Origin of the sequence: Paraburkholderia sp. BCC1886 (assembly GCF_900996245.1) — a bacterium.
Classification (GTDB): Bacteria; Pseudomonadota; Gammaproteobacteria; order Burkholderiales; family Burkholderiaceae; genus Paraburkholderia.
The window spans coordinates 98,624-123,372 of sequence record NZ_CAAJGK010000043.1 but is presented as its reverse complement, the minus strand read 5'-3'; the positions used below and the strand labels follow the sequence as shown (position 1 = coordinate 123,372).

Annotated in this window: 23 protein-coding genes; 16 read left to right on the top strand and 7 right to left on the bottom strand. The window is 64.2% G+C overall.

The window, feature by feature from the left end; all coding sequences use genetic code 11:
- The first annotated feature begins 78 nt into the window (after positions 1–78).
- The 3 genes from ggt to ppk2 all read left to right on the top strand — a co-directional run bounded on the left by ggt (position 79) and on the right by ppk2 (position 3,415).
- Positions 79–1,812, top strand: a complete 1,734-nt coding sequence (gene ggt / locus FQ746_RS13685) for a gamma-glutamyltransferase (RefSeq protein ID WP_144109921.1) — start codon at positions 79–81, stop codon at positions 1,810–1,812.
- Between the two features lie 105 nt (positions 1,813–1,917).
- Complete coding sequence (locus tag FQ746_RS13680) at positions 1,918–2,292, top strand: VOC family protein (protein ID WP_144109920.1); 375 nt, start codon at positions 1,918–1,920, stop codon at positions 2,290–2,292.
- 196 nt (positions 2,293–2,488) lie between these two features.
- Positions 2,489–3,415 (top strand): polyphosphate kinase 2, encoded by a 927-nt coding sequence (gene ppk2, locus FQ746_RS13675; RefSeq protein ID WP_144109919.1) that lies wholly within the window; start codon positions 2,489–2,491, stop codon positions 3,413–3,415.
- A gap of 228 nt (positions 3,416–3,643) precedes the next feature.
- Here the strand turns inward: ppk2 and FQ746_RS13670 are convergent, their stop codons facing one another.
- Positions 3,644–5,239, bottom strand: coding sequence for an inorganic phosphate transporter (locus FQ746_RS13670; RefSeq protein ID WP_144109918.1), 1,596 nt, complete (start codon positions 5,237–5,239; stop codon positions 3,644–3,646).
- Between the two features lie 218 nt (positions 5,240–5,457).
- Here FQ746_RS13670 and FQ746_RS13665 point away from each other — a divergent pair, with 218 nt between their 5' ends.
- A complete protein-coding gene (locus FQ746_RS13665; protein WP_144109917.1) occupies positions 5,458–6,354 on the top strand; it encodes a CHAD domain-containing protein in 897 nt (298 codons plus the stop codon).
- A gap of 34 nt (positions 6,355–6,388) precedes the next feature.
- A complete protein-coding gene (locus FQ746_RS13660) occupies positions 6,389–7,987 on the top strand; it encodes a GGDEF domain-containing protein (RefSeq protein ID WP_144109916.1) in 1,599 nt (532 codons plus the stop codon).
- Positions 7,988–8,016: 29 nt separating this feature from the next.
- Here the strand turns inward: FQ746_RS13660 and FQ746_RS13655 are convergent, their stop codons facing one another.
- The 3 genes from FQ746_RS13655 to FQ746_RS13645 all read right to left on the bottom strand — a co-directional run bounded on the left by FQ746_RS13655 (position 8,017) and on the right by FQ746_RS13645 (position 11,097).
- Positions 8,017–9,216, bottom strand: coding sequence for a VTT domain-containing protein (locus FQ746_RS13655; protein ID WP_222105877.1), 1,200 nt, complete (start codon positions 9,214–9,216; stop codon positions 8,017–8,019).
- Positions 9,217–9,396: 180 nt separating this feature from the next.
- A complete protein-coding gene (gene folE / locus FQ746_RS13650; protein ID WP_144109915.1) occupies positions 9,397–10,035 on the bottom strand; it encodes a GTP cyclohydrolase I FolE in 639 nt (212 codons plus the stop codon).
- Positions 10,036–10,167: 132 nt separating this feature from the next.
- Complete coding sequence (locus tag FQ746_RS13645; protein WP_144109966.1) at positions 10,168–11,097, bottom strand: LysR family transcriptional regulator; 930 nt, start codon at positions 11,095–11,097, stop codon at positions 10,168–10,170.
- A gap of 312 nt (positions 11,098–11,409) precedes the next feature.
- Here FQ746_RS13645 and FQ746_RS13640 point away from each other — a divergent pair, with 312 nt between their 5' ends.
- Genes FQ746_RS13640 through pcaC form a run of 5 tightly spaced genes read left to right on the top strand, consistent with a single transcriptional unit; the run spans position 11,410 to position 15,401 of the window.
- On the top strand, positions 11,410–12,114 hold the full coding sequence (locus tag FQ746_RS13640) for a 3-oxoacid CoA-transferase subunit A (RefSeq protein WP_144109914.1): 705 nt from the start codon (positions 11,410–11,412) through the stop codon (positions 12,112–12,114).
- An 11-nt stretch (positions 12,115–12,125) separates the two neighbouring features.
- On the top strand, positions 12,126–12,785 hold the full coding sequence (locus tag FQ746_RS13635; RefSeq protein ID WP_144109913.1) for a 3-oxoacid CoA-transferase subunit B: 660 nt from the start codon (positions 12,126–12,128) through the stop codon (positions 12,783–12,785).
- A gap of 44 nt (positions 12,786–12,829) precedes the next feature.
- Positions 12,830–14,215, top strand: a complete 1,386-nt coding sequence (locus FQ746_RS13630; RefSeq protein WP_144109912.1) for a 3-carboxy-cis,cis-muconate cycloisomerase — start codon at positions 12,830–12,832, stop codon at positions 14,213–14,215.
- A gap of 5 nt (positions 14,216–14,220) precedes the next feature.
- Complete coding sequence (gene pcaD / locus FQ746_RS13625; RefSeq protein ID WP_144109911.1) at positions 14,221–15,012, top strand: 3-oxoadipate enol-lactonase; 792 nt, start codon at positions 14,221–14,223, stop codon at positions 15,010–15,012.
- On the top strand, positions 15,009–15,401 hold the full coding sequence (gene pcaC / locus FQ746_RS13620; protein ID WP_144109910.1) for a 4-carboxymuconolactone decarboxylase: 393 nt from the start codon (positions 15,009–15,011) through the stop codon (positions 15,399–15,401). Before pcaD ends, pcaC begins: the two co-directional genes overlap by 4 nt.
- A 26-nt stretch (positions 15,402–15,427) precedes the next feature.
- Here pcaC and FQ746_RS13615 read toward each other — a convergent pair whose 3' ends face one another.
- Together FQ746_RS13615 and FQ746_RS13610 are read right to left on the bottom strand one after the other, a co-directional pair.
- Positions 15,428–16,801: a pyridoxal phosphate-dependent decarboxylase family protein gene (locus FQ746_RS13615; protein WP_144109909.1), complete on the bottom strand. Its 1,374-nt coding sequence runs from the start codon at positions 16,799–16,801 to the stop codon at positions 15,428–15,430.
- 21 nt (positions 16,802–16,822) lie between these two features.
- Positions 16,823–18,001 (bottom strand): MFS transporter, encoded by a 1,179-nt coding sequence (locus tag FQ746_RS13610; protein ID WP_186310736.1) that lies wholly within the window; start codon positions 17,999–18,001, stop codon positions 16,823–16,825.
- A 167-nt stretch (positions 18,002–18,168) separates the two neighbouring features.
- Between FQ746_RS13610 and FQ746_RS13605 the strand changes: the two genes are divergently transcribed.
- Positions 18,169–18,615 carry a winged helix-turn-helix transcriptional regulator gene (locus tag FQ746_RS13605; RefSeq protein ID WP_144109907.1) on the top strand — a complete coding sequence of 149 codons (447 nt, stop codon included), beginning with the start codon at positions 18,169–18,171 and terminating at the stop codon, positions 18,613–18,615.
- 42 nt (positions 18,616–18,657) lie between these two features.
- On the opposite strand, the gene FQ746_RS13600 is transcribed toward FQ746_RS13605, so the two are convergent.
- Positions 18,658–19,323 carry a TetR/AcrR family transcriptional regulator gene (locus FQ746_RS13600; RefSeq protein ID WP_144109906.1) on the bottom strand — a complete coding sequence of 222 codons (666 nt, stop codon included), beginning with the start codon at positions 19,321–19,323 and terminating at the stop codon, positions 18,658–18,660.
- 166 nt (positions 19,324–19,489) lie between these two features.
- On the opposite strand from FQ746_RS13600, the gene FQ746_RS13595 reads away from it, so the two are divergent.
- The 5 genes from FQ746_RS13595 (at position 19,490) to FQ746_RS13575 (ending at position 24,730) form a co-directional block, all read left to right on the top strand.
- Positions 19,490–21,424 carry an ABC transporter permease gene (locus FQ746_RS13595; RefSeq protein ID WP_144109905.1) on the top strand — a complete coding sequence of 645 codons (1,935 nt, stop codon included), beginning with the start codon at positions 19,490–19,492 and terminating at the stop codon, positions 21,422–21,424.
- Positions 21,421–22,233: an ABC transporter ATP-binding protein gene (locus FQ746_RS13590; RefSeq protein WP_144109904.1), complete on the top strand. Its 813-nt coding sequence runs from the start codon at positions 21,421–21,423 to the stop codon at positions 22,231–22,233. Before FQ746_RS13595 ends, FQ746_RS13590 begins: the two co-directional genes overlap by 4 nt.
- Positions 22,230–22,943 carry an ABC transporter ATP-binding protein gene (locus FQ746_RS13585; RefSeq protein WP_144109903.1) on the top strand — a complete coding sequence of 238 codons (714 nt, stop codon included), beginning with the start codon at positions 22,230–22,232 and terminating at the stop codon, positions 22,941–22,943. The genes FQ746_RS13590 and FQ746_RS13585 overlap by 4 nt, the downstream gene beginning before the upstream one ends.
- A 113-nt stretch (positions 22,944–23,056) precedes the next feature.
- Complete coding sequence (locus tag FQ746_RS13580) at positions 23,057–24,265, top strand: ABC transporter substrate-binding protein (RefSeq protein ID WP_144109902.1); 1,209 nt, start codon at positions 23,057–23,059, stop codon at positions 24,263–24,265.
- Between the two features lie 186 nt (positions 24,266–24,451).
- Entirely contained in the window at positions 24,452–24,730 is a 279-nt protein-coding gene (locus FQ746_RS13575) for a DUF3253 domain-containing protein (RefSeq protein ID WP_144109901.1), read from the top strand.
- The last annotated feature ends 19 nt before the right edge of the window (positions 24,731–24,749 follow it).

Below are 24,749 nucleotides of genomic sequence, written 5' to 3'. Positions count from 1 at the left end.
AATCGGGTGGCTCGCATGTTATAAGCCCAAGGCAGCATCTCGTTTCGTTAGATGACGTGTCGTCCTGGGGGATATTCAATGAGGTTGTTCCGCAACGCCAAATCGTCCGCCAGCGGGTTCGCGCTGGTCGCTCTCGTCTCCGTGTCCACCGGTTTTCTCGAGGCCACGCCGGCTATTGCCAAGGCGCCCGCGAAAGCTCAACCGGCCGTTCTGTCCGCCTCCGCCATCGCGGTGGCCGACAAATTCAGCGCCGACGCCGCCGAGCAGATTTTCAAGGAAGGCGGTAACGCCGTCGACGCCGCCGTGGCTATTGCCTTCACGCTAGCCGTGACGTATCCCGAAGCAGGCAATATCGGCGGGGGCGGCTTCATGACGCTCTACGTGAACGGCAAGCCGTACTTCCTCGATTACCGCGAGCGCGCGCCGCTCTCGGCGACCAAGAACATGTATCTCGACGACAAGGGCGAGGTCATCAAGGGCATGAGCCTGTACGGTTATCGCGCCGTCGGGGTGCCGGGCACGGTGGACGGCATGTGGCAGGCGCAGCGCCGCTTCGGCAAACTCAAGTGGAAGCAGGTGCTGGCGCCGGCCATTCACTACGCAACCGACGGCTTCGAGGTCAGCCAGCAGTTGCAGGAGCGTCGCGATGCGTCGGCGAAAGATTTTGCCGGCAAGACCAACTTCGATACCTACTTCGCCAACCTGAAGCAGGGCGTGAACTTCAAGCAGCCCGATCTCGCCGCGGTGCTGCAACGTATCTCCGATCAGGGTGCGAAAGACTTCTACTCCGGCAAGACGGCCGATCTGATTGCCGCTTCGATGCGCGGTCATGGGCTGATCACCAAAGCCGATCTGCAGCAATACAAGGCCGTGTGGCGCGAGCCGGTGCAGGCCGACTGGAACGGCTATCGCGTGTACACCGCGCCGCCGCCGAGTTCGGGCGGTATCGGTCTCGTGCAACTGCTGAAGATGAAGGCCGATCTCGCGCCCGACTTCAAGGATGTCACGCTTAACTCCGCGCAATACGTGCATCTGATCGCGGAAATCGAGAAGCGCGTGTTCGCCGATCGCGCGCAGTATCTGGGCGATCCCGACTTCTACAAGGTGCCGATCGCGCAATTGACCGACGACGCCTATCTCGCCAAACGCGCCGCCGAAGTCAATCCGAACACGCCGTCGAACACGAAGAGCGTGCAGCCGGGGCTCGGTACCACGATGCCGGAGAAGGCCGAGACCACGCATTTCTCGGTGGTCGACAAATGGGGTAACGCGGTTTCGAATACGTACACCATCAACGGTTATTTCGGCTCGGGCGTCGTGGCGGACGGCACCGGTATCGTGCTGAACGACGAGATGGACGACTTCTCCGCGAAGCCGGGCGTGGCCAACATGTTCGGCGTGGTGGGCAGCGACGCGAATTCGATCGAACCGAAGAAGCGGCCGTTGTCGTCGATGAGCCCGACCATCCTCACGAAGGACGGCAAGGTGTCGCTGGTGATCGGCACGCCTGGCGGCTCGCGCATCTTTACGTCGATCTTCCAGGTCATCAACAACGTGTACGACTTCAACATGCCGTTGCCGGATGCGGTGGCCGCGATGCGTTTCCATCATCAGCTGTTGCCGCCGAACACGATTTTCTGGGAGCCGTACAAGCCGATCGACGGCGAACTGGCCCAGCAGATCGAAGCGAAGGGTTACACGCTGAAGGGGCAGGATTTCAGCGGCGATATTCAGGCTATCAAGGTGAATGGCGACACGCCTGAAGCAGCGGCCGATCCGCGCGGGCGTGGGGTGACGCGAGTAATCCAGTAACACGCCCGCAGTAGAAGTCTTGCCGCACGCGAAAACCTCGTGCCCGGGCGATCGGGCGCGAGGTTTTTATTTTTCAGGCCATTAGCTATACGGAGTCTCACGCTCATGACTTCAGCCGTCACACCGCCGCAAATCGAATCGCTCAGCGCGATCACGCTTGCCACCAGCGACATGCCGCGCGCGGTGCTGTTTTACGAAGCGCTCGGCTTCCCGATGAAATTCGGCGGCCCGCAGGAGAGCTTCACGTCGTTTGCATTCGGCGCGTCGTTTCTGAATCTGATCGTCGATACGCGCGCGCCGGTCGCGTGGTGGGGGCGCGTTATCGTCTACGTCTCGGACGTCGACGCGCTGTATCGGCAGGCGCTGGCAGCGGGCCTGAAACCGTCGAGCGAACCCGCCGACGCGCCGTGGGGCGAGCGCTATTTCCACATCACCGATCCGGACGGTCACGAACTCAGCTTTGCGCGGCCGCTCGGCTGACACCAGGCTGAAACCAGGCTGAAACCAGGCTGAAACCAGGCGGCGCGCCGAACTCGGTATCATGGCTGACCGCTGTAGCAGCCCATCCTTACGTCAGTAATACGCCTGACACCTCGCGCTTCGATAATCGAGCGTGTTCGCGGCGTGCCTCGCGGCGCGCGCCATCCTCACTATTCCCGCTGCCAGGAGAGTCGCCATGAAAGAGCAGGATCCGAGACCTGATGCCGAAGTGCTGGCCGAGCGGCAACGCCGTTTCGAAGAAGACCTGATCGACGCGTACGACGAAGAGCTCGAGATGGAAGTCGACGACCGCATCATCGACGGTCCCGATGGTTTCACGGCCGAGCATCGCGAAGCACGTAAGGTGTATTTCCGCGAGCTGTTCCGTCTGCAAGGCGAGCTCGTGAAGCTGCAGGACTGGATCGTCCAGACCGGGCATCGTCTGGTGGTGATTTTCGAAGGACGCGATGCGGCGGGCAAGGGCGGCGCGATCAAGCGCATTACGCAGCGGCTCAATCCGCGGGTATGTCGCGTCGCGGCCTTGCCGGCGCCGAACAATCGCGAGCGCACGCAATGGTATTTCCAGCGCTATGTGTCGCATCTGCCGGCGGGCGGCGAGATGGTGCTGTTCGACCGCAGCTGGTACAACCGCGCGGGCGTCGAGCGCGTGATGAATTTTTGCAGCGAAGAAGAATACGAAGAGTTCTTCCGTTCGGTGCCCGAGTTCGAAAAGATGCTGGCGCGCAGCGGCGTGCAGATTCTCAAGTACTGGTTTTCGATCACCGACGAAGAGCAGGAAATCCGCTTCCAGAACCGTATTCACGATCCGCTGAAGCAGTGGAAGCTCAGTCCGATGGATCTGGAAAGCCGGCGTCGCTGGGAAGCGTATACGCAAGCCAAGGAAGTCATGCTGCAGCGCTCGCATATTCCGGAAGCGCCGTGGTGGGTGGTGCAGGCGGTCGACAAGAAGCGTGCGCGGTTGAACTGCATTCAGCATCTGTTGAGCCAGGTGCCTTATCACGAAGTCGAGCATTCGACCATCGAGTTGCCGGCGCGGGTGCATAACGACGAGTACAGCCGCCAGCCGGTGCCGGCTTCGATGATCGTGCCCGAAGTGTATTGAGCGAACGGCGGTGGGTGGCGAAACCCGCGTCCCGCAAGGGATTGTGGGTTTTTTTGTTGGGGGATCGGGTCTGGTTTTGCTTCGTTATAGTGAAGCAGATTGCTGTATTCTGCTTCGCTATAGTGAAGCAAGGCCGCCGGCTTCCACCACCAAAAAAAAAGAGCCTCCGAAGAGGCCCGCGTCTTTACCACTCTCGACACTCGAACCAGCGACCCGAAGTCACTTAATTCAGAACACCAGCCGGAACACCCAATACAAGCCAGCCGCGAGCGCAATCGACGCCGGCAGCGTCAGCACCCACGCGAGGACGAGACTACGCACCGTCCCCCATTGCAGGCCGGAGCCATTCGCCGCCATCGCGCCTGCCACACCCGACGACAACACGTGCGTGGTCGACACAGGCAGGCCGTACATGTCCGCGGCGCCGATGGTCAGCATCGCCACCAGTTCGGCCGACGCGCCCTGACCATACGTCAGATGCTGCTTGCCGATCTTCTCGCCGACCGTTACGACAATGCGCTTCCAGCCGACCATCGTGCCCAGACCCAGTGCAATCGCGACCGCCACCTTGACCCACGTCGGAATGAACTTGGTCGCGTAGTCGGTCTGCGCCTTGAAGTTGTCGATGGCCTTCGCATCGGCCGGCGCGAACGCGGGCTGCTTCGCTTTATCCATCAGGCGGATCGCTTCGGAGGCGACGTACATGTTGTTGCGCACGTTATCGACGATGCTTTGCGGCACGGCGGCCATCGAACCCGACGCGCCCACCTGGCGGCCGATCGTGTCCGTCAATTGCTGCAAAGCCGGAATCGTCGCAGGCGTCAGTTGATGAGTTCGCACATAAGCTTCGACATCTCCACGCGGATTGGCCGACGGCGGGGCACCGTTGGTGTATTTCGCCAGCGTCGTGGAAGCCTGCTGCGCGACCGCGAGGAAGGTCTGCGTTTCGCTCGGCGTCACCGCCTTGTTCAGCGCGTACGCAGTCGGCACGGTGCCGATCAGGATCAGCATGATGAGGCCCATGCCTTTCTGGCCGTCGTTCGAACCATGCGCGAACGACACGCCGGTGCAGGTCAGAATCAGCAGACTGCGAATCCAGAACGGCGGCGGTTCCTTGCCCTTCGGCTCGGCATAAAGCGCGGGAATACGCACGACGGCCTTCAGGATGAGCAGCAGCAAACCGGCCGCGAGAAAGCCCACCAGCGGAGAAAACAGCAGCGACTTGCCGACGCCCAGCGCCTGGTTCCAGTCCACGCCGCTCGTGCCGCTCGCGCCGCTGCCACTATGCATCAGCTGGTTCATCAGACCCACGCCGATGATCGAGCCGATCAGCGTATGCGAGCTCGACGACGGCAGTCCCAGATACCAGGTGCCGAGGTTCCAGATGATCGCCGCGATCAGCAGCGCGAACACCATCGCGAAACCGGCGCTGCTGCCCACTTGCAGGATCAGTTCCACCGGCAGCAGTTGCAGGACGCCGAACGCAACCGCGCCGCTCGAAGTCAGCACGCCGAGAAAATTCCACGTGCCCGACCACACCACCGCGATATTCGGCGCGAGCGAATGCGTGTAGATGACGGTCGCGACCGCATTTGCGGTGTCGTGGAAACCGTTGACGAATTCGAAACCGAGCGCGATCAGTAGCGCGACGCCGAGCAGCAGATACGGCAGCACCGAACCTTCGCGCACGGGCTGCAGGTCGTCCAGCAGATGAATGGCGCAGTAGATTGCACCGACGACAATCGCTACCAGGAAGACGACGAGGCCGACATTGCGCCCCTTGCCGTTCGCGGTATTCGATTGTGGATACGAAAGTTCCGGCATGACGTGGGCCTCGGGGTTGATCGCGGAACTACCGATGCTGCTTTGCCTACATGTCGCAATGATGACAGCGGCGTGACGGGACGCGACAGGTTTGAAACATCGCGAAATCCGCTAATGGAAAGCCCGTATGCGGGTCTGCCCGGGCCTTCTTTTTGCTTCGGACTTGCTACGCTGCTCACAGGCGTTCAGCTAAATCGCAGAACCGGGAGAGCCGGACAATGAGTCACAAAACCGCAAAGCACGAGAAGCACGAGAAGCACGAGGAGCAAACCAGGCCGAAGCATCCCGTCGCGAACGAAGACTCGGCACAAGCGGCCTTCGCGTCTTACGCCGCGCCGCTCGTCGACGTCGCGATCGATTCCGCGCAGGCGCTCGACCAGGACACGTCTCCGGAAACGCTGCACAAACTGCGCGTGTCGCTGCGCCGCTTGCGCTCGCTATGGTGGGCATTCCAGCCGCTGCTGGAGGAGGGCGAGAACGGCCGCGAACGCGCGCTCTACAAATATCTGGCTGCGGCAGCGGGGAAAACCCGCGATTGGGACATTCTGATCGAACTGCTGAATCAGGACGACGTAGCGAAAGACATCAAGCCGCGCCTGGAAGAAGCGCGCGGCGGCGCGCTGGCCACGAGCCGCGAAACGCTTTCCAACGCGGACATCAAACATCTGCTGCGCGAGGCCTTGGCGAGTGCGGGCCGCGAGATCAACACGTCGCCAGCCCGTGTGTCGCTGAACCGCTTCGCGCAGAAGCGCGTGGCGGCATCGGAGAAATCGCTGAAGAAACGCGTGAAACGCGCGGCGCATGCAAAACGATCGAACTACACGGCGTTTCACGACGTGCGCAAAGCCGGCAAGAAACTGCGCTATCTGCTGGAGTTTTTCGAACCGGTGTTGAAGGCGGACAAGAAAGGTGGCCAGGCGCGCACGCTCAAGCGCCTGAAGCAGATCCAGAAACGGTTCGGCAAGCTGAACGACATTGTCGCGAGCGAAATGCTGCTGCATGACAATGCGGCCTTGCTCGCGGATTCCGGCGATCCCGACGCGGCACGGCGCTGGCTGGGCAAGGAACGCAAGCGGCGCATGCGTTCGGCGGCCGCGCTGCTACGCAAAATGTAAAAGTCCGCTCGCCGGACCAACCGGCCTCGGGGCAATGATTGGCAAAGGAGGCGATGGACCCGTGTCACCTCCCAGGTTTTCACTCCGCCGCCGCGCGCAGCGGAGCGTCGGCAAGACCGCCGCACGCGTGTCGCGCTATTTCGGCAACCATCCGCTGTTCGCGGGGGTGGCCGGTACGCTGGTGGCATTGGCCATGGCGGCACTGACGCTGGCGACACTCGGCGACGGTCGCGCCGATGCGATCGAACACGCCAAAGAGAACGCACAAAATCTCGTCTCGATCGTCTCCTCCGACCTGGCTCGCAATGTCGAAATCGACGACCTGTCGCTGCGCTCGATGGTGGACGGCGCGCAGGATCCGGTCACCCGCACTCTGGCGCCCGCCATCCGCCGCTCGGTGCTGTTCGATCGGGCAACTACCGCGGCCTACGTGGGCGGCGCCTACGTGCTCGGCGCAGACGGACGAGTGGTGGATTCCCAGAACACGGAGGTCGATGCCGACGTGAGTCTGGCCGACCGCGAGTATTTCGTCGCGCACCAGCGCGACGCGGGCGTCGGCCTGTATTTTTCGCATCCGTTCGAGTCGCGGCTGCGCGAGGGCAAACACTCGGTCGCGCTCAGCCGGCGCATCAACGACGCCAGCGGCCAGTTCGCCGGCGTGGCGCTGCTGGCGATCCGCATCGAGTATTTTCAGAACCTGGTGGAGCGGATCAACAACGGCGCGCAGGGTTCGGTCACCATCCTCATGGACGACGGCACGATCCTCGCGCGCAAGCCTTTCGCCTTGCGCGCGCCCGGTTCGAGCCTCGCCGGCTCGTCCACCTTTCGTGTCATGGTCGACCACGACGCCGGTTCGTACGTCGCGGTGTCGCAACTGGACGGCGTGCGGCGTCTCTATGCGTACGCACATGTGCCGGGTACGCCCCTGATCGTCGTCGTGGCGCCGGCCGTCGATGAAGTGCTCGCGCCGTGGCGGCATCGCAGCCGCCTGGCGGGCGTGCTGACACTCGCATTCGGCGCGGTCTTCGTGATGGTGTCATGGCTGCTCGCCTTCGCATTGCGCGGCAAGCTGCGCGCGGAGGCGGCGCTGATCCGCCTGGCCGCCACCGATCCGCTCACCGGTCTCAGCAACCGCCGGGTGCTCGACCATCGGCTCGACGAGGAATGGCGGCGCGCACGTCGCACCGGCCAGCCGATCTCGGCGCTGTTCATCGATATCGATCACTTCAAGCAGTTCAACGACGTGCACGGTCACGCGGATGGCGACGCGGCGCTGGCTGCCGTGGCGGACTGCATCTCGTCCGCGGTGCGGCGCTCGGTCGATGTCGTGGCGCGCTATGGCGGCGAGGAGTTCGCGGCGATTCTGCCGGACACGTCGGCCGAAGGGGCGTTCGCCGTGGCCGAGACGATTCGCGGCGCGGTGCAGCGTCGCGAGGTGCTGGAGCGTGCCGATGCGAGTCGGGTGACCGTCAGCATCGGCTGTGCGACACGGGTGCCGACGCAGGGCGAGCAGGCGTTCGACCTGCTCGCGGCCGCTGACCGGCAGCTCTACGCCGCGAAGGCGGCGGGCCGCAATCGGGTGGAAGCGGCGGCGGGATCGGGCCGCTCGATGGCGCGGGATTCGCAGGCGTAAGCGCGCAGCGCAGGCGAATCGGCGCGCGTTCAGTTGCGCTCGGGGCCGCCGTCATTGCCGCGCCGCCGGGGCGCGAATCCGCGTAGGGTGATGGCGCCGCCGGAACTGTCGGCGATTCGGCCAGCGCTCGTGGCCGAGCGTGAGCCCGTAGCCGGCGCCGGATAAATCGTCGAGATAGCGTCCGCGCCCAGATTCGTACCGAGGTCCAGGTTCAGGCCCGAGCCCGAGCCAGCTTCTGAGCCAGTGCCCGAGCCCGCTCCCGAGCCCGCTCCCGAGCCCGCTTCGACCGGAAACCCGCGCCGCTGCCACGCCTCCAACCCGCCGCGCAGCGCGCGTACGCGCGTGTAACCACTGCGGCGCATCTGCTGCGTGATACCGACCGCGGTCGCACTATCCGGGCAAATGCAGTAAATCACCATGTCGTGCACCCGCAAGGCCGCTTCGACCTGTTGCGGCGATTCCGGATCCAGCGTCAGTGCGCCCGCGACCGGACGCTGTGCGCGAGACCCGGCCGATCCAGCCGACGCAGTCGACTCGGGACGCACATCGAAGATCCGCGACGGGACGACCCGGCGCCAGCCTCGACTGGCCGGCTGCGGCGCGGCCAGCGAGGCCACCGGTCTGAGCCGGCGCCGCTCGCGGCGGCGCTGCTGCAGCCGGTAGACCAGATAAATCAGCGCGGCGGCCGCCAGAATGTCGAACACCGTACCGCCGCGTGCTCTCACGAACGCAAGCAGCGTATGCAATTGCCGTTGCGCGGCCGCGCCGCCGAGCAGCCAGAAGGTCGCCCACGCCAGCGCGCCCACCACGTCCCAGAAAGCATAGATGCGGGTATCGACGGCGGTCGTGCCCATTAGCGGCGGGGTGATCAGCGCGAGGCCGGGAACGAACTTCGAGATGGAGACGAGCGGAACGCCGAAGCGCTCGAATAGCGAGCGCGCTTTTTCGACTTTGGAGTCGACGGCCGGCGCCACGCGGCCGAGGGCGGCGATCAGCTTGCGCCCATACAGCCGGCCGGCGACGAACCACGCGCCGTCGCCGATCAGCGCGGCGACTACCGCGGCGGCGAGGATCGGCCAGAACGGCAGCGTGCCCGCGGCGATGGCCGAGCCCGCGAACAGCAGCACGGGCACGGCGGGAATCGGCACGCCGAGGCGCGTCAACAGGACGTTGAGGAAGACAACCTCGCCGCCATAGGTTGCCACCGCCGAAGCCGGAAATTCGACCAATTGCGGAACTCCTGTTTGAGCGGATGGGCCGGCCGCGTCGGCGCAGGAGCACCGGATACGCGGGGAACGTGTTGGCCTGCCTGCAAAGCGTGTTCCCGAACGGACGGCGCGCGGTCCGAACCGCTTTCGGTCTTCTGGTCTTCTGGTGTTCCGCTGGTCAGGCGTTCGTTGCCTGCCGTCTCAGGTGTTCGAGATTGCCACCACGCCCGGATTGCCGACGATCGACAGAAACTCGCGCCGCGTGGACGGGTCGGAGCGGAACGTGCCGAGCATCCGCGAGGTCACCATCGTGACGCCGGCCTTGTGCACGCCACGCGTGGACATGCACTGATGCGCCGCTTCGAGGATCACACCGACGCCTGCCGGTTGCAGCACGTCGTTCAGCGTATCGGCGATCTGCACCGTCATCTTTTCCTGGATTTGCAGCCGCTTGGCGAACGCATCGACGAGGCGCGCCAGTTTGGAAATACCCACCACCCGATGATTCGGCAGATACGCGACGTGCGCGCGGCCGATGATCGGCACCATGTGATGTTCGCAATAGCTTTCGAAGCGGATGTCTTTCAGCACGATCATCTCGTCGTAGCCGTCCACTTCGGAGAAGGTGCGCGACAGAATCTCGCGCGGATCGATCTGGTAACCGGCGTAAAACTCTTCATAGGAGCGCACGACGCGCGCCGGAGTATCGAGCAGACCTTCGCGCTCGGGGTTATCGCCGGCCCAACGCAACAGCACGCGAACCGCTGCTTCGGCTTCGTCGCGGCTGGGGCGCGCTGTTTGCGCCGCCGGTTGGTTTGTGTTCGATTTGCTGCTGGCCATCCATGGCTCCTCTGGGAAACGCGCGTCCACGACGCCCTGCGCGCGCGGGTTCACACGGGTTCAATGAGTGCGGCCATTGTTCCATGTTTTGCCGGGCGCGGCGCGATGCCCCCTACGGCGGTGGGGCGCGGCTTATTTGGGCCACTCGTCGAGCGCGTCGTTGAAAAGTTCGGCGACCACGCCGCGCAACCACGTGCCACGCGGATCGTTATGAAACTTGCGATGCCAGTGCTGGCGCAGATCGAAGCGCGGCAGCGGCAGCGGCGGCTCGACCAGCATGATCGACGCATGTTCGGACACGTAGGCGAAGCCGATCGCGTGCGGTACCGTCGCGAGCAGATCGGTGCGCGCGAGGATGAACGGCAGACTCATGAAGTGCGGGGTTTCGAGCACCGCGCGGCGTTTGATTCGCTTCTTCTCCAGATGCTGTTCGAGCACTTCCTGGCTGCGCCCTTCGGCGCGCACGACCGCATGGCCGGCCGCGACATACTGCGCGAGCGTCAGCGGCGCTCTGGAAAGCGGATGCCCCGAACGCATCAGGCAGATGAACCGGTGCGTGAAAAGCCGTTGCTGGAAGAAGTTGGTGCCCGACAGGTCCGGGAAATAGCCGACCGCGAGATCGACGTCGCCGGATTCGAGGCCGCGTTCCACCTGCGAGGGCGACAGCGACACCGACCGCAGATTCGCGAACGGCGCACGTTCGGCGAACAGTTGCAGGAGCCGCGGCAGAAACACGATCTCGCCTACGTCCGATAGCGCGATGGAAAACGTGTGCGTGCTGGTCGCCGGCTCGAACTCCTGCACGTCGAGCATGCCTTTCTCGATGCGCAGCAGCGCGTCGCGCGCGGCGGGCAGGATGGCCAGCGCGCGCGGCGTGGGTTCCATGCCTTTGGAGGTGCGCACGAACAGCGGATCGTCGAAATATTGCCGGAGCCGGCCTAACGCCGTACTGACGCGCGGCTGGCTGACGCCTAGCTGGTCGGCCGCGCGGCTGACGTTGCGGGTGTCTTCCATCGCCACGAGGTAGGGAATAAGGTTGAGGTCGAGTTGCGTCTCGGGCATGGTCATGAGCCCCAAAGGGCGCGGGTGGTATGCCGCCAGTGTATAGAGGGTCGGGCAGAATTTCCGGATCCGGATAGTAGGGACTCGCCGCCTTGACAAGTTTCCCGGGCGCCAACCATAATCGCGCATTGGTTCGCTAAACGAATCCATGTTCGTATATAGAACAATTGGCGAACGAGAAGTCAGCCAATGCGCGAAACCCGCCCAAGCCCGGAGACAGTCCTGCCAAGCCTCGCTGCACCAGCCACCTGCGTCACCCCCCGGCCACTCCGCCCGTCCAGCGGCTTGCAGCGCCCCCAAAGGAATTTCGACATGATCAACAAGATTTTCGAGTCACTTCAGTCGGCGGTCGCCGATGTCCACGACGGCGCGACCGTCATGATCGGTGGCTTCGGCACGGCCGGCATGCCCTCCGAGCTGATCGACGCGCTCATCGAGCAGGGCTCGCGCGAGCTGACCATCGTCAACAACAATGCCGGTAACGGCGACATCGGCCTCGCTGCGTTGCTCAAGGCGAAGCGCGTGCGCAAGATCATCTGCTCGTTCCCGCGTCAGACCGACTCGTATGTGTTCGACGCGCTCTACCGCGCCGGCGAAATCGAACTGGAACTCGTGCCGCAAGGTAATCTCGCGGAACGGATTCGCGCCGCGGGCGCCGGCATCGGCGGTTTCTTCACGCCGACCGCGTACGGCACGAGGCTGGCCGAGGGCAAGGAAACCCGCCTGATCGACGGCAAGCACTACGTGCTCGAGTCGCCGCTGCACGCCGATTTCGCGCTGATCAAGGCGTTCAAGGGCGACCGCTGGGGCAATCTGGTGTATCGCAAGACCGCGCGCAACTTCGGCCCGATCATGGCCAGCGCCGCGAAAACCGCCATCGTGCAGGTGTCGAAAGTCGTGCCGCTCGGCGAACTCGATCCGGAAAACATCATTACGCCCGGCATCTTCGTGCAACGTGTGATCGAAGTGCCGCAAGCCACGCATCAAGCCGAACTGGCATCCGCGACCGCCGCCTGAGGAGACCCGACATGAAAAAACTGACCCGCGATGAAATGGCCAAGCGCGTTGCCCAGGACATTCCTGAAGGCGCTTACGTGAACCTCGGCATCGGCGTGCCGACCCTGGTGGCGAACCACCTCGGCGCCGAAAAAGAAATCTTCCTGCACAGTGAAAACGGTCTGCTCGGCATGGGCCCGGCGCCCGCGAAAGGCGAGGAAGACGACGAACTGATCAACGCCGGCAAGCAGCACGTCACCTTGCTGACCGGCGGCGCGTACTTCCACCATTCCGATTCGTTTGCAATGATGCGCGGCGGCCACCTCGACTTCTGCGTGCTGGGCGCGTTCCAGGTGTCGGCCAAGGGCGACCTCGCGAACTGGCACACCGGCGCGCCCGACGCGATACCGGCCGTGGGCGGCGCAATGGATCTGGCGATCGGCGCGAAGCAGGTCTATGTGATGATGGAGCACCTGACGAAGCAGGGCGAAAGCAAGATCGCCGCCGAATGCTCGTATCCGGTCACCGGCGTTGCATGTGTCGATCGCATTTATACGGATCTGGCGGTAATCGACGTGACCGATCAAGGTCTGGTGGTCAGCGAAATCTGCTCGGATATCAGCTTCGACGAGTTGCACGACCTGACCGGCGTGCCGCTGATCGACGGTACGCAAAACGCCAGGGCGGCCTGAGCGCGGCCCGATTCATTCAACCCTCGTTCATCGACGCCTATCACATGCTCGACTCCAGCGCCCGTTTGACCGGCCTTCTCTGCGGCACTCAGCCGATGAACGACATCTGGGCGCCGCACACGACGCTGCAACGGATGCTCGACGTGGAAGCGGCGCTCGCGCGGGCAGCGGCGGCGCATCGAGTGATTCCGCATAGCGCGGTGGCGGCGATCGAGGCGGCTTGTGAAGCGAGCCAGCTCGACGCCGACGCGCTGGTGCGCGACGCCGCGCTCGGCGGCAATCTGGCGATTCCGCTCGTCAAGCAACTCACCGCGCGCGTGAAAGCGGCCGACGCCGACGCATCGAAGTACGTGCATTGGGGCGCGACGAGTCAGGACATCATCGACACGGCGACGGTGCTGCAACTGCGCGACACCTTCACGCTGCTCGACCAGGGTTTGCAGGCCACCTGCGACGCAGTCGCGAAGCTCGCGCAAACCCATCGTGCGACGCCGATGATCGGCCGCACGTGGTTGCAGCAGGCGTTGCCCATTACGCTCGGTCTGAAATTCGCGCAATGGCTCGACGCGTTGCTGCGTCATCGCGACCGGCTCGATGCATTGCGCGCGCGCGTGCTGGTGCTGCAATTCGGCGGCGCGGCGGGCACGCTGGCGAGTCTGCGCGATGCCGCGCCCGAGGTGACGCGCACGCTCGCCGAAGAACTCGGCCTCGCCGTGCCGACCTTGCCGTGGCATACGCAGCGCGACCGCATGGCCGACACGGCCGCGCTGTTCGGCATGCTGATCGGCACGCTCGGCAAAATTGCGCGCGACATCTCGCTTCAGATGCAAACCGAAGTCGACGAACTGGCCGAACCGGCCGCAGCCGGTAAAGGCGGCTCGTCGACAATGCCGCACAAGCGCAACCCGGTCGGTTGCGCGGCCGTGCTGACCGCCGCGACGCGCGCGCCCGGGCTGGTGGCGACCGTGTTCGCGGGCATGGTGCAGGAGCACGAACGCGCGCTCGGCGGCTGGCAAGCCGAGTGGGACGCGTTGCCCGATCTCGCGCGGCTCGCCGGCGGCGCGCTCGCCCATATCCAGCAGATCGCGTGCGGCCTGAACGTCAACGAGGCGCGTCTCGCGGCGAACCTCGACATCACACAGGGTTTGATTCTCGGCGAAGCGGTGATGCTCGCGCTCGGCGACAGCATCGGCCGGCTGGATGCGCATCATCTGGTCGAACGCGCGTCGAAAGCGGCGATTGCCGGCGGCAAAACGCTGTTCGACGTGCTGGCCGCCGATGCCGCCGTCACCGATCATCTGCCGGTCGAGCGCCTGCGGCAACTGCTCGACCCCGCCCATTACGTCGGCCAGGCCCACGCTTATGTGGACGCCGCGCTGGCCCTTCATCAGACCCGCGCCGCGCGCGCCCAATCCAACTCCAGGGAGTAACCGGCATGCCTTACGCCGCAGTCAACGGCACCGAGCTGCATTATCGAATCGACGGCGACCGTCACGGCAGCGCGCCGTGGCTGGTTCTGTCGAACTCGCTCGGCAGCGACATCTCGATGTGGACGCCGCAAGTCGCGGCACTGTCGAAACACTTTCGCGTGCTGCGTTACGACACGCGTGGTCATGGCCATTCCGAAGCGCCTGAAGGCCCGTACACGATCGAGCAATTGACCGGCGACGTGCTCGGCCTGATGGATACGCTGAAGATCGCGCGCGCGAATTTTTGCGGGCTCTCGATGGGCGGTCTGACCGGCGTCGCATTGGCCGCGCGTCACGCGGACCGTATCGAGCGCGTCGTGTTGTGCAATACCGCCGCGCGCATCGGTTCGCCGGAAGTGTGGGTGCCGCGCGCCGCGAAAGCACGCGCCGAAGGCTTGCTCGCACTCGCCGACGCGGTGTTGCCGCGCTGGTTCACGGCTGGGTTCTTCGAACGCGAGCCGGTCGCGCTGTCGATGATCCGCGACGTGTTCGTGCATACCGACAAGGAAGGCTACGCGTCGAATTGCGATGCGATCGACGCGGCCGATCTGCGTCCCGAAGCGCCCGGCATCAAGGTGCCCGCGCTGGTGATCAGCGGCACGCACGATCTGGCCGCCACGCCCGCGCAAGGCCGCGAACTGGCGCAGGCGATTCCGGGCGCGCGTTACGTCGAACTCGACGCTTCGCATCTTTCCAACATCGAGAAGGTCGAGGCTTTCACGAAGACCGTGCTCGATTTCCTGACGGAGCAGAAATGAACGACGAAGACCGCTATGAAGCCGGGCTCGGGGTTCGTCGCGCGGTGCTGGGCAGCGCGCACGTCGACCGGTCGCTCGCGAACCGCACTGAATTGACGGACGAGTTCCAGAACCTGATCACCCGTTATGCGTGGGGCGAAATCTGGACGCGCGACGGCTTGCCGCGTCACACGCGCAGTCTCCTGACCATCGCGATGATGGTCGCGTTGAATCGCAGCGAAGAGCTGGCGTTGCATTTGCGCGCCGCGAAAAACAACGGCGTGACGCGCGAGCAGATCAAGGAAGTGCTGTTGCAGACCGCGATCTATTGCGGCGTGCCGGCGGCGAATTCGGCGTTTCACCTGGCCGACAAGCTGTTCCGCGAAGACGACGCGGCGGCGCAGCCTTAAAGACTGAAACCGCCTGGGGCAGTCGGTCAGGTGGCCGGGTTAGCAGGGTTGGCCGGGTTGTTCTGGTTGAGCCCGGCCAGCAGTCGCACCAACGCTTCCACATCCTCGTCCCGGGTGCGCCACGACGACACGCTGATGCGTAGCGCCGGCCGCCCCTGCCAGACCGTGCCGCCGAACCATGTCTCGCCGGATGCCTGCACGGCGGTCCGCACCGCGTGCGTCTGGGCATCGGTCGCGCAACGGAACAGCACCTGATTCAGCACGACCCGATTGAGTACGTCGAAGCCGGCACGGGTCAGGCCTTCGCCAATCTGCCGCGCTTGAGCGCAGTGCCGCTCGATCAGATTCGCGATCCCACTGCGACCCAGCGTGCGTAGCGCCGCCCAGACCGGAATGCCGCGCGGCCGGCGCGAGAATTCCAGCGTGAGGTTCTTCTGCGCATCCGCGCTCGCAGTCGAATAGACCGCATCGCAGTTCATCGCCTCGGCCAATGCCTGCGGATCGCGACAGATCGCCATTGCGCAGTCGTAGGGCGTGTTCAGCCACTTGTGGGCATCGGTCGTCCAGCTATCGGCCTGTTCGACGCCTTCGGTCAAGCTTGCCAGCGACGAGGCGCGCGCCCACAGGCCGAAAGCGCCGTCGACATGCACCCAGGCCCCGGCTTCCCGCGCGCGGGGGATGATCTGTGCGAACGGATCGAACGCGCCGGTGTTCACCTCGCCGGCTTGCAGACACAGGATCGTGCTGTCGTCCAGCAACGGCAGCCGCGCCACATCGACGCGCCCGTCGGCATCGACCGGGGCATACCTGATCCGGTCCAGCCCGAAGCCGAGTATCCGCAGCGCCTTTTTCACGGTGATGTGCACCAGTTCCGGCACGACGACCTTGATTTCCGGTGCGTCGCTCAAGCCCTGGCGGTCGAAGTCCCAGCCCTGCCGCGCCAGCAACGCGCGGCGGGCGGCGGCGAGCGCTGCGAGCGTACAAGCCGTGGCGCTCGTGCCGAAACCCACTGCGCTCTCGCGCGGCAGGTCGAGTGCGTCGAGCACCCAGCGGCCCGCGATCCGCTCCACGGTCGCCGAGACGGGGGAGTTGTCGAACGTGGACGCGCACTGGTCCCACGCCAGCATGAGCCGTTCCGCCGCCGCGGCGGCCGGTAGCGCCGCGCCGATCACGAAACCGAAATAGCGCGGGCCGTTGGATGCCGTGGTCGCCGGTGAACCGACGCCATCCAGCAGCGCCAATGTTTCGCCGGCCGGCAAGCCGCTCGCGGGCAGCGGTTCGTCGAACGCGCTCAGTGCCGCGATAGCCTCGTTCGAAGGGAACACGCGCCGGGTCTCGTTGCCTTCCGTGTAGCGCAGGCCGCGCGCATCGGCGTCGGCCAGCAGGTTCAATTCATCCATTCATCCCTCGAAGATTGAGATTCAACTTCCGGCGACCGCGTCGGGCATCGCCCGCCGGGTCACGGCCCAAAACACCAGCGACAGCAGACCGACGCTCGCGCCCAGAATACACACGCCATGCCAGCCGGCATGCGCATAAGTGATCGTCGTACCGATTGCACCGAGCCCGCTGCCGACCGCGTAAAACAACATGTAGAGACCGACCAGCCGGCTATGCGTGTCCGGGTTCGTACGAAAGATCAGGCTTTGATTGGTCACGTGCAATGCCTGACCGCCGAGATCCAGCAACACGATGCCGATCACCAGCGCCCACAACGAATGCGGCAGCATCGACAGCGGCCACCAGGCGAGGACCAGCATGATCAGCGCGGCGGCACTCGTGCGCTCGCCATAGCCCCGATCGGCCCATTGTCCGGCGCGCGCCGCGGCGAGCGCACCCGCGACGCCGGCCAGTCCGAATGCGCCGATGGCGGTGTGCGAAAAGCGGTAGGGCGGCGCGCTCAACGGCAGGACCAGTGCGCTCCAGAAGATGTTGAGGCTGGCGAACATCAGCAGCGCCAGCACGCCGCGAATCTGCAGCACACGATCGTTCCGCAGTATCGACAGCATCGAGGCAAGCAGGCGCGGATAGCTCATCGGATTGGCGGCGGTCCCCAGCTTGGGCAGTCGCCACCATAACGGGAAGGCGAGCGCCAGCATCATTGCCGCGGAACAGACATAGACACCGCGCCAGCCCGCCAGATCACCGACCGCGCCGGCGAATACGCGCGCCATCAGCAGACCGATGAAAACGCCGCTGCCGGCCGCCCCGACTATCCGGCCCCGCTCGTGAGAAGCGGCCGCGGCGGCCGCGTAGGCGATCAGCCCTTGCGTCATCGCCGTCCCCAATAAGCCGACGCCGAGCATGCCGACCAGCAGCACGAGCGTCGATCGCGCCAGGCTCACGACGCCGAGCGCGGCGACCAGTGCCAGCAGTTGCACCATCATCAGACGGCGACGCTCCACGCGGTCGCCCAGCGGCACCAGTAACAACAGCGCGAGCGCGCAACCGGCCTGAGTGGCCGTGATCACGCCACCGATAGCGGCATTTGCGATGCCAAAGTCCAGCGCCAATGCATCCAGCAGCGGCTGGGCGTAATACACGTTGGCCACGCTCAAGCCGCTAGCGGCAGCAAATAACAGCACGAGTCCGCGCGGCATGTCGGCTTGCGGCACTCGAGCACGCTCGTTGCCGGGCGACGCGAGCGAAATGGAAGCAGTCTTCATCGGTCGTAATCCAGTTGCAAAACAAAACCGATTGAATGGTAAGTCGAGTAGTTTTAAAATGCAACCACCTGAGGTTCGAAGCCATTCGGAAGAAAGACGCCATGCCACGCCGCAAAGCCGTGAAAGAGGAAACCTGCCCCGTCGCCCGCACCGTCGACGTGGTGGGCGATCGCTGGTCGCTGCTGATCCTGCGCGATGTGTTCGACGGCATCCACCGCTTCGGCGACATTCAGCGCAACCTGGGAGTGGCACGCAACATCCTGTCGGATCGCCTGAGCCACCTGGTCGCCGAGGACATTCTCGTGACCCGTCCGGCCTCGGACGGCACGACCTATCAGGAATACGTGTTGACGGCCAAAGGGGAAAGTCTGTTTCCCGTCATAGTGGCGATGCAGCAGTGGGGCGAGCGGCACCTGTTCGCACGCGGCGAGCGCCATTCGTGGCTGATCGACAAAGGCACGGGGAAGCCGTTGCTCTCCATGTTTCCGCAGACGCGTGACGGCCAGGAAATCGTGCACGAGGACACCGAGGTCAGGAAACCCGTGTAGTGGCTGAAAATCGACGTTCGTCCGGGCTCGCTGGTTGTCCGGCTAACCCGGCGTCACGCACACCGCGCGCCGCACCGTGTCCTTGACCACTTCTAACCAATGTGCGAGCGCGGCTTCGTCCATCAACGGTTCGCCGAGGAATGCGCTCAACGTGTACCGGTTCGCGTTATAAAAATAACCAAGCGACGCGATCATCAGATACAGATCGCGCGCGCGTACCTCCGCGCGAAAAACCCGTTGCGCCTGGCCCGCGTCCAGCACGCGTTGCACGACCGATATCGCGTAGCCCGAAATCTCCTGAAGCTTTAGCGATTTCTTCGCGTGCTTGCCCTGATGCAGATTTTCACTGGAGAGCAGGGTGACGAATTCAGGATGTTCGAGGTAATAGCGCCAGACGAATTCGCACATCTGCTCGAGACCGCGCACGGGGTCGGCGAGGTCGAGTTCGAGCCGGCTTTCGGCTTCGTTGAACTGGGTGTAAATGGTCTCCAGCACTTCGACGAAGAGTTGTTCCTTGCTGCCGAAGTAGTAGTAGATCATCCGGTCGTGCGAGCGGGCGGCCTTCGAAATACTTTCTATGCGGCCACTCGCATAGCCCTCGCTGGCGAAGACCTTGATGGCGGCTTTGAGAATTTTGGCGCGGGTGTCCTGCGCCTGTTTCGCACGAATGCCCGTAGTGCTGTGCTTGCGCCCGACGATGGAACTCATGGCGGTCCTTGATTTCCCGGTGGGCGCCGGAGGCTCTCGTTCGACTCCGATGCGGGGGCGCGGCAGGGTGATGAAGCTGTGCCTTTATCATACAGCCCAGCCGTCGTGGTTTGCGCCGCATTGTTTCGCTGGTAGTGTCCTGCCGTTCAAAGAATCAAAGGTCGTCATGCTTTCGAATCTGCTGGTACAGATGGTCAACGGACTCGCCGACGCATCGACGCTGTTTCTCGTCGCCGCCGGCTTGTCGTTGATCTTCGGCGTGACGCGCATCGTCAATTTCGCGCATGGCTCGTTCTACATGCTCGGCGTGTACGTCGCGTATAGCGTGGCGAGCCGCTTCGGCCAGACGTCGGTGGGATTCTGGCTGTCCGTGCTGGCGGCGGCGCTGGCGGTCGGCGTGCTCGGCGCGCTGGTGGAGATGATCGTCCTGCGGCGCATCTATCGGGCGCCCGAGTTGTTTCATCTGCTGGCTACTTTCGCGCTGGTCCTGATCTTTCGCGATGCCGCGCTGTGGCTGTGGGGCCCCGACGATCTGTTCGGCCCGCGCGCGCCGCATCTGGCCGGCGCGGTGCAGTTTCTCGGTCATCCGCTGCCGACTTACGATCTCGCGCTGATCGTCATCGGTCCGCTGGTTCTGCTGCTGCTCTGGTATGCGCTTACCCGCACGCGTTGGGGCACGCTGGTGCGCGCGGCGACGCAGGATCGCGAGATGCTCGGCGCGCTCGGCGTCGATCAGGCCTGGTTGTTCACCGGCGTGTTTTTCGTCGGCGCGTTTCTCGCGGGACTCGGCGGTGCGTTGCAGGGGCCGCGGATGTCGGCGAATCTGTCGCTCGATCTGGAGACCATCGGCAACGCGTTCGTGGTCGTCGTGGTCGGCGGCATGGGGTCGATCCCGGGCGCGTTCGTCGCCGCGTTGATCATCGCCGAGATCAAGGCGCTGTGTATCGGCGTGGGGCACGTGACGCTGTTCGGCATCGGCTTGTCGTTGAGCCGCTTCACCCTGGTGGTCGAATTCGCGGTCATGGCGCTCGTGCTGGTCGTGCGTCCGTGGGGTTTGTTCGGCAAGGCGAGCGCCGCAGTGCGTGGAATGGGTGAGCCCGAAGCGCCGTTGCGGCACGCCGGAAAACGCGCGAAGTGGCTCGCGGGACTGGTGTTGCTCGCGCTCGTCCTCGCGCCGCTCGCCGCCGGTGCCTTTCCTTACCTGCCCGTGCTGATGGTCGAGATTCTGATTGCGGTGCTGTTCGCCACCAGCCTGCACTTCATCATGGGACCGGGCGGCATGCACTCGTTCGGCCACGCTGCGTATTTCGGCCTCGGCGCGTATGGCGCCGCGCTGTTTCTCAAAGTATTGAATCTGCCGATGGAAGCCGCGTTGCTGCTCGGACCGCTGCTCGCGGTGGCGGGCGCGCTGCTTTTCGGCTGGTTCTGCGTGCGCCTTTCCGGCGTGTATCTCGCGATGCTGACGCTCGCGTTCGCGCAGATCGTGTGGTCCGTGGTGTTCCAGTGGGACGACGTGACTGGCGGCAGCAACGGCATTCTCGGACTGTGGCCGGCTAACTGGCTGTCTTCGCCAGTGGCCTTCTATTACGTGACGCTCACGTGCGCGGTGGCCGGCGTCGTGCTGTTGCGCAAGTTGCTGTTCTCGCCGCTCGGTTACGCGATGCGCGCGTCGCGCGATTCGGCGTTGCGTGCCGAGGCGATCGGCATCGACGTGAAGCGCGTGCAGTGGGCGGCATTCGTCATCGCGGCGCTTTTCTGCGGACTCGCGGGTTCGCTGTACGCCTTCTCCAAAGGGACGATTTCGCCGGAAGTGATCAGCGTGAGCCGTTCCGTCGATGGACTCGTGATGGTGCTACTCGGCGGCGTCCAGACGCTGGCCGGGCCGATCGTCGGTGCGGCCGTGTTCACGTGGCTGCAGGACACCGTCGCGCGCCAGACCGATTACTGGCAAGCGTTGTTAGGCTTTGCGATTCTGCTGCTCGTGATGGCGTTTCCGCAGGGCATCGCCGGTTTCGTGCGTGCGCGCTTCGGCGACGACGAGGCCGATTTTCCCGATCTGCCCGATGTGCCGGCAACGCGCGCCGTGGAGGAAAGCCGATGAGTTTGCTTAGCGTAACGGGCCTCGGCAAATCGTTCGGCGGGGTCAACGCGGTCGACGACGTCTCGTTCAACCTCGAAGCCGGCGAACTGCTGGCGCTGCTCGGGCCGAACGGCGCGGGCAAATCCACCTTGTTCAACATGGTCAACGGACAACTGGCGCCAGGCTCGGGCTCGATTCGTCTGAACGGCCGAGAACTGGTCGGCATGCGGCCGCGCGATATCTGGCGGCTCGGCGTGGGCCGCACGTTCCAGATTGCCGCGACCTTCAATTCGATGACCGTGCAGGAAAACGTGCAGATGGCGCTCATCTCCCGCGAGCGCAAGACGTTCGGTCTCTGGCGATCCGCCGGCTCGCGCTATGCCGACGAAGCGCTTGCCTTGCTCGATCAGGTCGGCATGGTGGGGCAAGCGCAGCGCGCCTGCGGTGTGCTGGCCTACGGCGACGTGAAGCGCGTCGAACTCGCTATCGCGCTGGCCAACCGCCCGACGCTGCTGCTAATGGACGAGCCCACCGCCGGCATGGCCCCGCAGGAGCGCCATGCGCTGATGGCGCTGACCAGACGTCTCGTCATCGAGCACCGCATTGGCGTGCTGTTCACCGAGCACAGCATGGACGTGGTGTTCGCGCACGCCGACCGGATGATCGTGCTCGCGCGCGGCAAGCTGATCGCAGAAGGCGACGCCGACACGATCCGTCAGAACCCGCGTGTGCAGGAAGTGTATTTCGGCACCGGCAAGACGTTTCAGCCGCACGCGCCGTTACCCGAGGCGACGTTATCGCATCCGACGCAGGGAGGCCGGGCGCCATGAGTGAGCCCCTGCTGAAAGTCACCGGCCTGAACGCGTTCTATGGCCGCGCGCAGAGTCTGTTCGATGTCGATCTCGAAGTCGGCCGTGGCGAAGTCGTCGCGCTGATGGGCCGCAACGGCGCGGGCAAGTCCACCACGATGAAAGCGCTGATGGGTTTGCTGCCGCGCCGTGAGGGCGAGGTGCGCTTTCGCGGCGCGGACATCTCGACGCTGCCGTCGCATCGTATCGCCCGCATGGGAATGGGTTTCGTGCCGGAAGACCGGCGCGTGTTCGCCGATCTCACGGTGATGGAGAACCTCGACACCGGCCGTCAGCCGCCGCGCGAAGGCGCGCCGCAATGGACACCGGAAAAGCTGTTCCGCCTGTTCCCGAATCTCGGCGAGATGCCGCAGCGTCCCGGCGCGCAGATGAGCGGCGGCGAGCAGCAGATGCTGACCGTCTCGCGCACGCTGATGGGCAATCCTTATCTCGTGCTGCTCGACGAACCGTCGGAAGGTGTCGCGCCGATCATCGTCGAGCAGATGGCGAACATGATTCTCGAACTCAAGCGCGAAGGCCTGTCGATTCTTTTATCCGAGCAGAATCTGCACTTCGCCGAACTGGTCGGCGATCGCGCGTATGTGCTGGAAAAAGGCGAGATTCGCTATAGCGGCGCGATGCACGAGCTGGTGCGGGACGAGGCGGTGAGGCAGGCGTTTCTGGGCGTGTAAGCGCGTTTCTTCACGCGCGCCGTCCGAAATCGGTACGATGCCGGCTTACCGCTTTGATTGCCTGATAGAAAAACCACGCCATTCCAGCCATTTTTTCGATAACGGAGCAACGCATGACCACGCGCGCAGCATGGGTCTCTCGCCTTACGGTTTCAACGGTTCTATCGTTTGCCGCTTTGGGTGCGAGTGCACAGCAAACCATCAAGATCGGTGAAATCAATAGCTACAAGGCGCAACCCGCCTTTCTCGAGCCTTACAAGAAGGGCTGGAATCTCGCGCTGGAGCAGGTGAATGCCGCCGGCGGCGTGCTCGGCAAACAACTCGAAGTGGTCTCGCGCGACGACAACGGCAACCCCGGCGATACGATTCGCGTCGCTCAGGAATTGATTGCGCGTGAACAGGTGCAACTGCTGTTTGGCGGCTACCTGTCGAACACCGGCCTCGCGCTGGCCGATTTCGCGAAACAGAAGAAGATGTTCTTCCTCGCCGCCGAGCCGCTCACCGACAAGATCGTCTGGGCCGACGGCAACAAATACACGTACCGTCTGCGTCCTTCCACTTATATGCAGGTGGCGATGCTGGTGCCCGAAGCGGCCAAGCTGAAGAAGAAGCGCTGGGCGCTGGTGTATCCGAACTATGAGTACGGTCAGTCGGCGGTGGCGACGTTCAAGAAGCTGTTGAGCGCCGCGCAGCCGGGCGTGGAGTTCGTCGCCGAGCAGGCCACGCCGCTCGGCAATGTCGATGCGGGCGCCGTGAGCCAGGCCATTGCCGATGCGAAGCCGGATGCGATCTTCAACGTGCTGTTCGGCGCCGACCTCGGGAAGTTCGTTCGCGAAGGCAACACGCGGGGACTCTTCAAGGATCGCAGCGTGGTGTCGCTGCTGACCGGCGAGCCGGATTATCTCGATCCGCTGGGTGCGGAAGCGCCGACTGGCTGGATCGTGACGGGCTACCCGTGGTATTCGGTGGAGACGTCGGCGAACAAGGAATTCGTCGCCGCGTACGAGGCGAAGTATCACGATTACCCGCGGTTGGGCTCGGTGGTCGGCTATTCCGCGTTGATGTCGGTAGCGGCCGGTATCAGGAAGGCGGGTTCGGTCGATTCCGACAAGCTGGCGGCGGCCTTCAAGGGACTGCCGGTTCAGACGCCGTTCGGGCCGATCACGTATCGCGCGCAGGACAACCAGTCGACGATGGGTGCGTTCGTCGGCGTGACGGCGTTGAAGGACGGGAAGGGCGTGATGACGTCGTATCGGTATGTCGATGGATCGACCGTGCAGCCGTCGGATGCGGAAGTGAAGAAGTTGCGGCCTGCGGAGTGAGGGGGCGAGGGACGCGCACACGATGCTTTGCGTGGTGTGCGCGGGTACAGGGTGTGGTTGTCAGACCCATTGACCTGCGGCTTGCCTGACTTCGCAATAACGAATGCTTCGGGATCATCCACAATGTGACGACCTGGTAAGCTTGCAATATAAACCGCGCGACCGTGCCGCGGCTGCGGAGTTGCCATGACCCTACCCGACACCGACATCGAGCGATGCATGCTGGACCTGCTCAGCCGACGCGCGCCGACATCGTCTATCTGTCCATCCGATGTCGCGCGCGCCCTCGTGGAAGAGGAAGACGGCTGGCGTGCGTCGATGCCTTCAGTGCGGCAAGTCGCGTCGCGACTCGCGCGTGAAGGAACGATCTTCATCACGCAAGGCGACGCTATCGTGGACGCGGACACGACGACACATGGACCCATCCGCTTGCGACGCGGGCCTTCGTTTCCCGCAGCGGAATAGAGACGCGCTCGCCCTCATT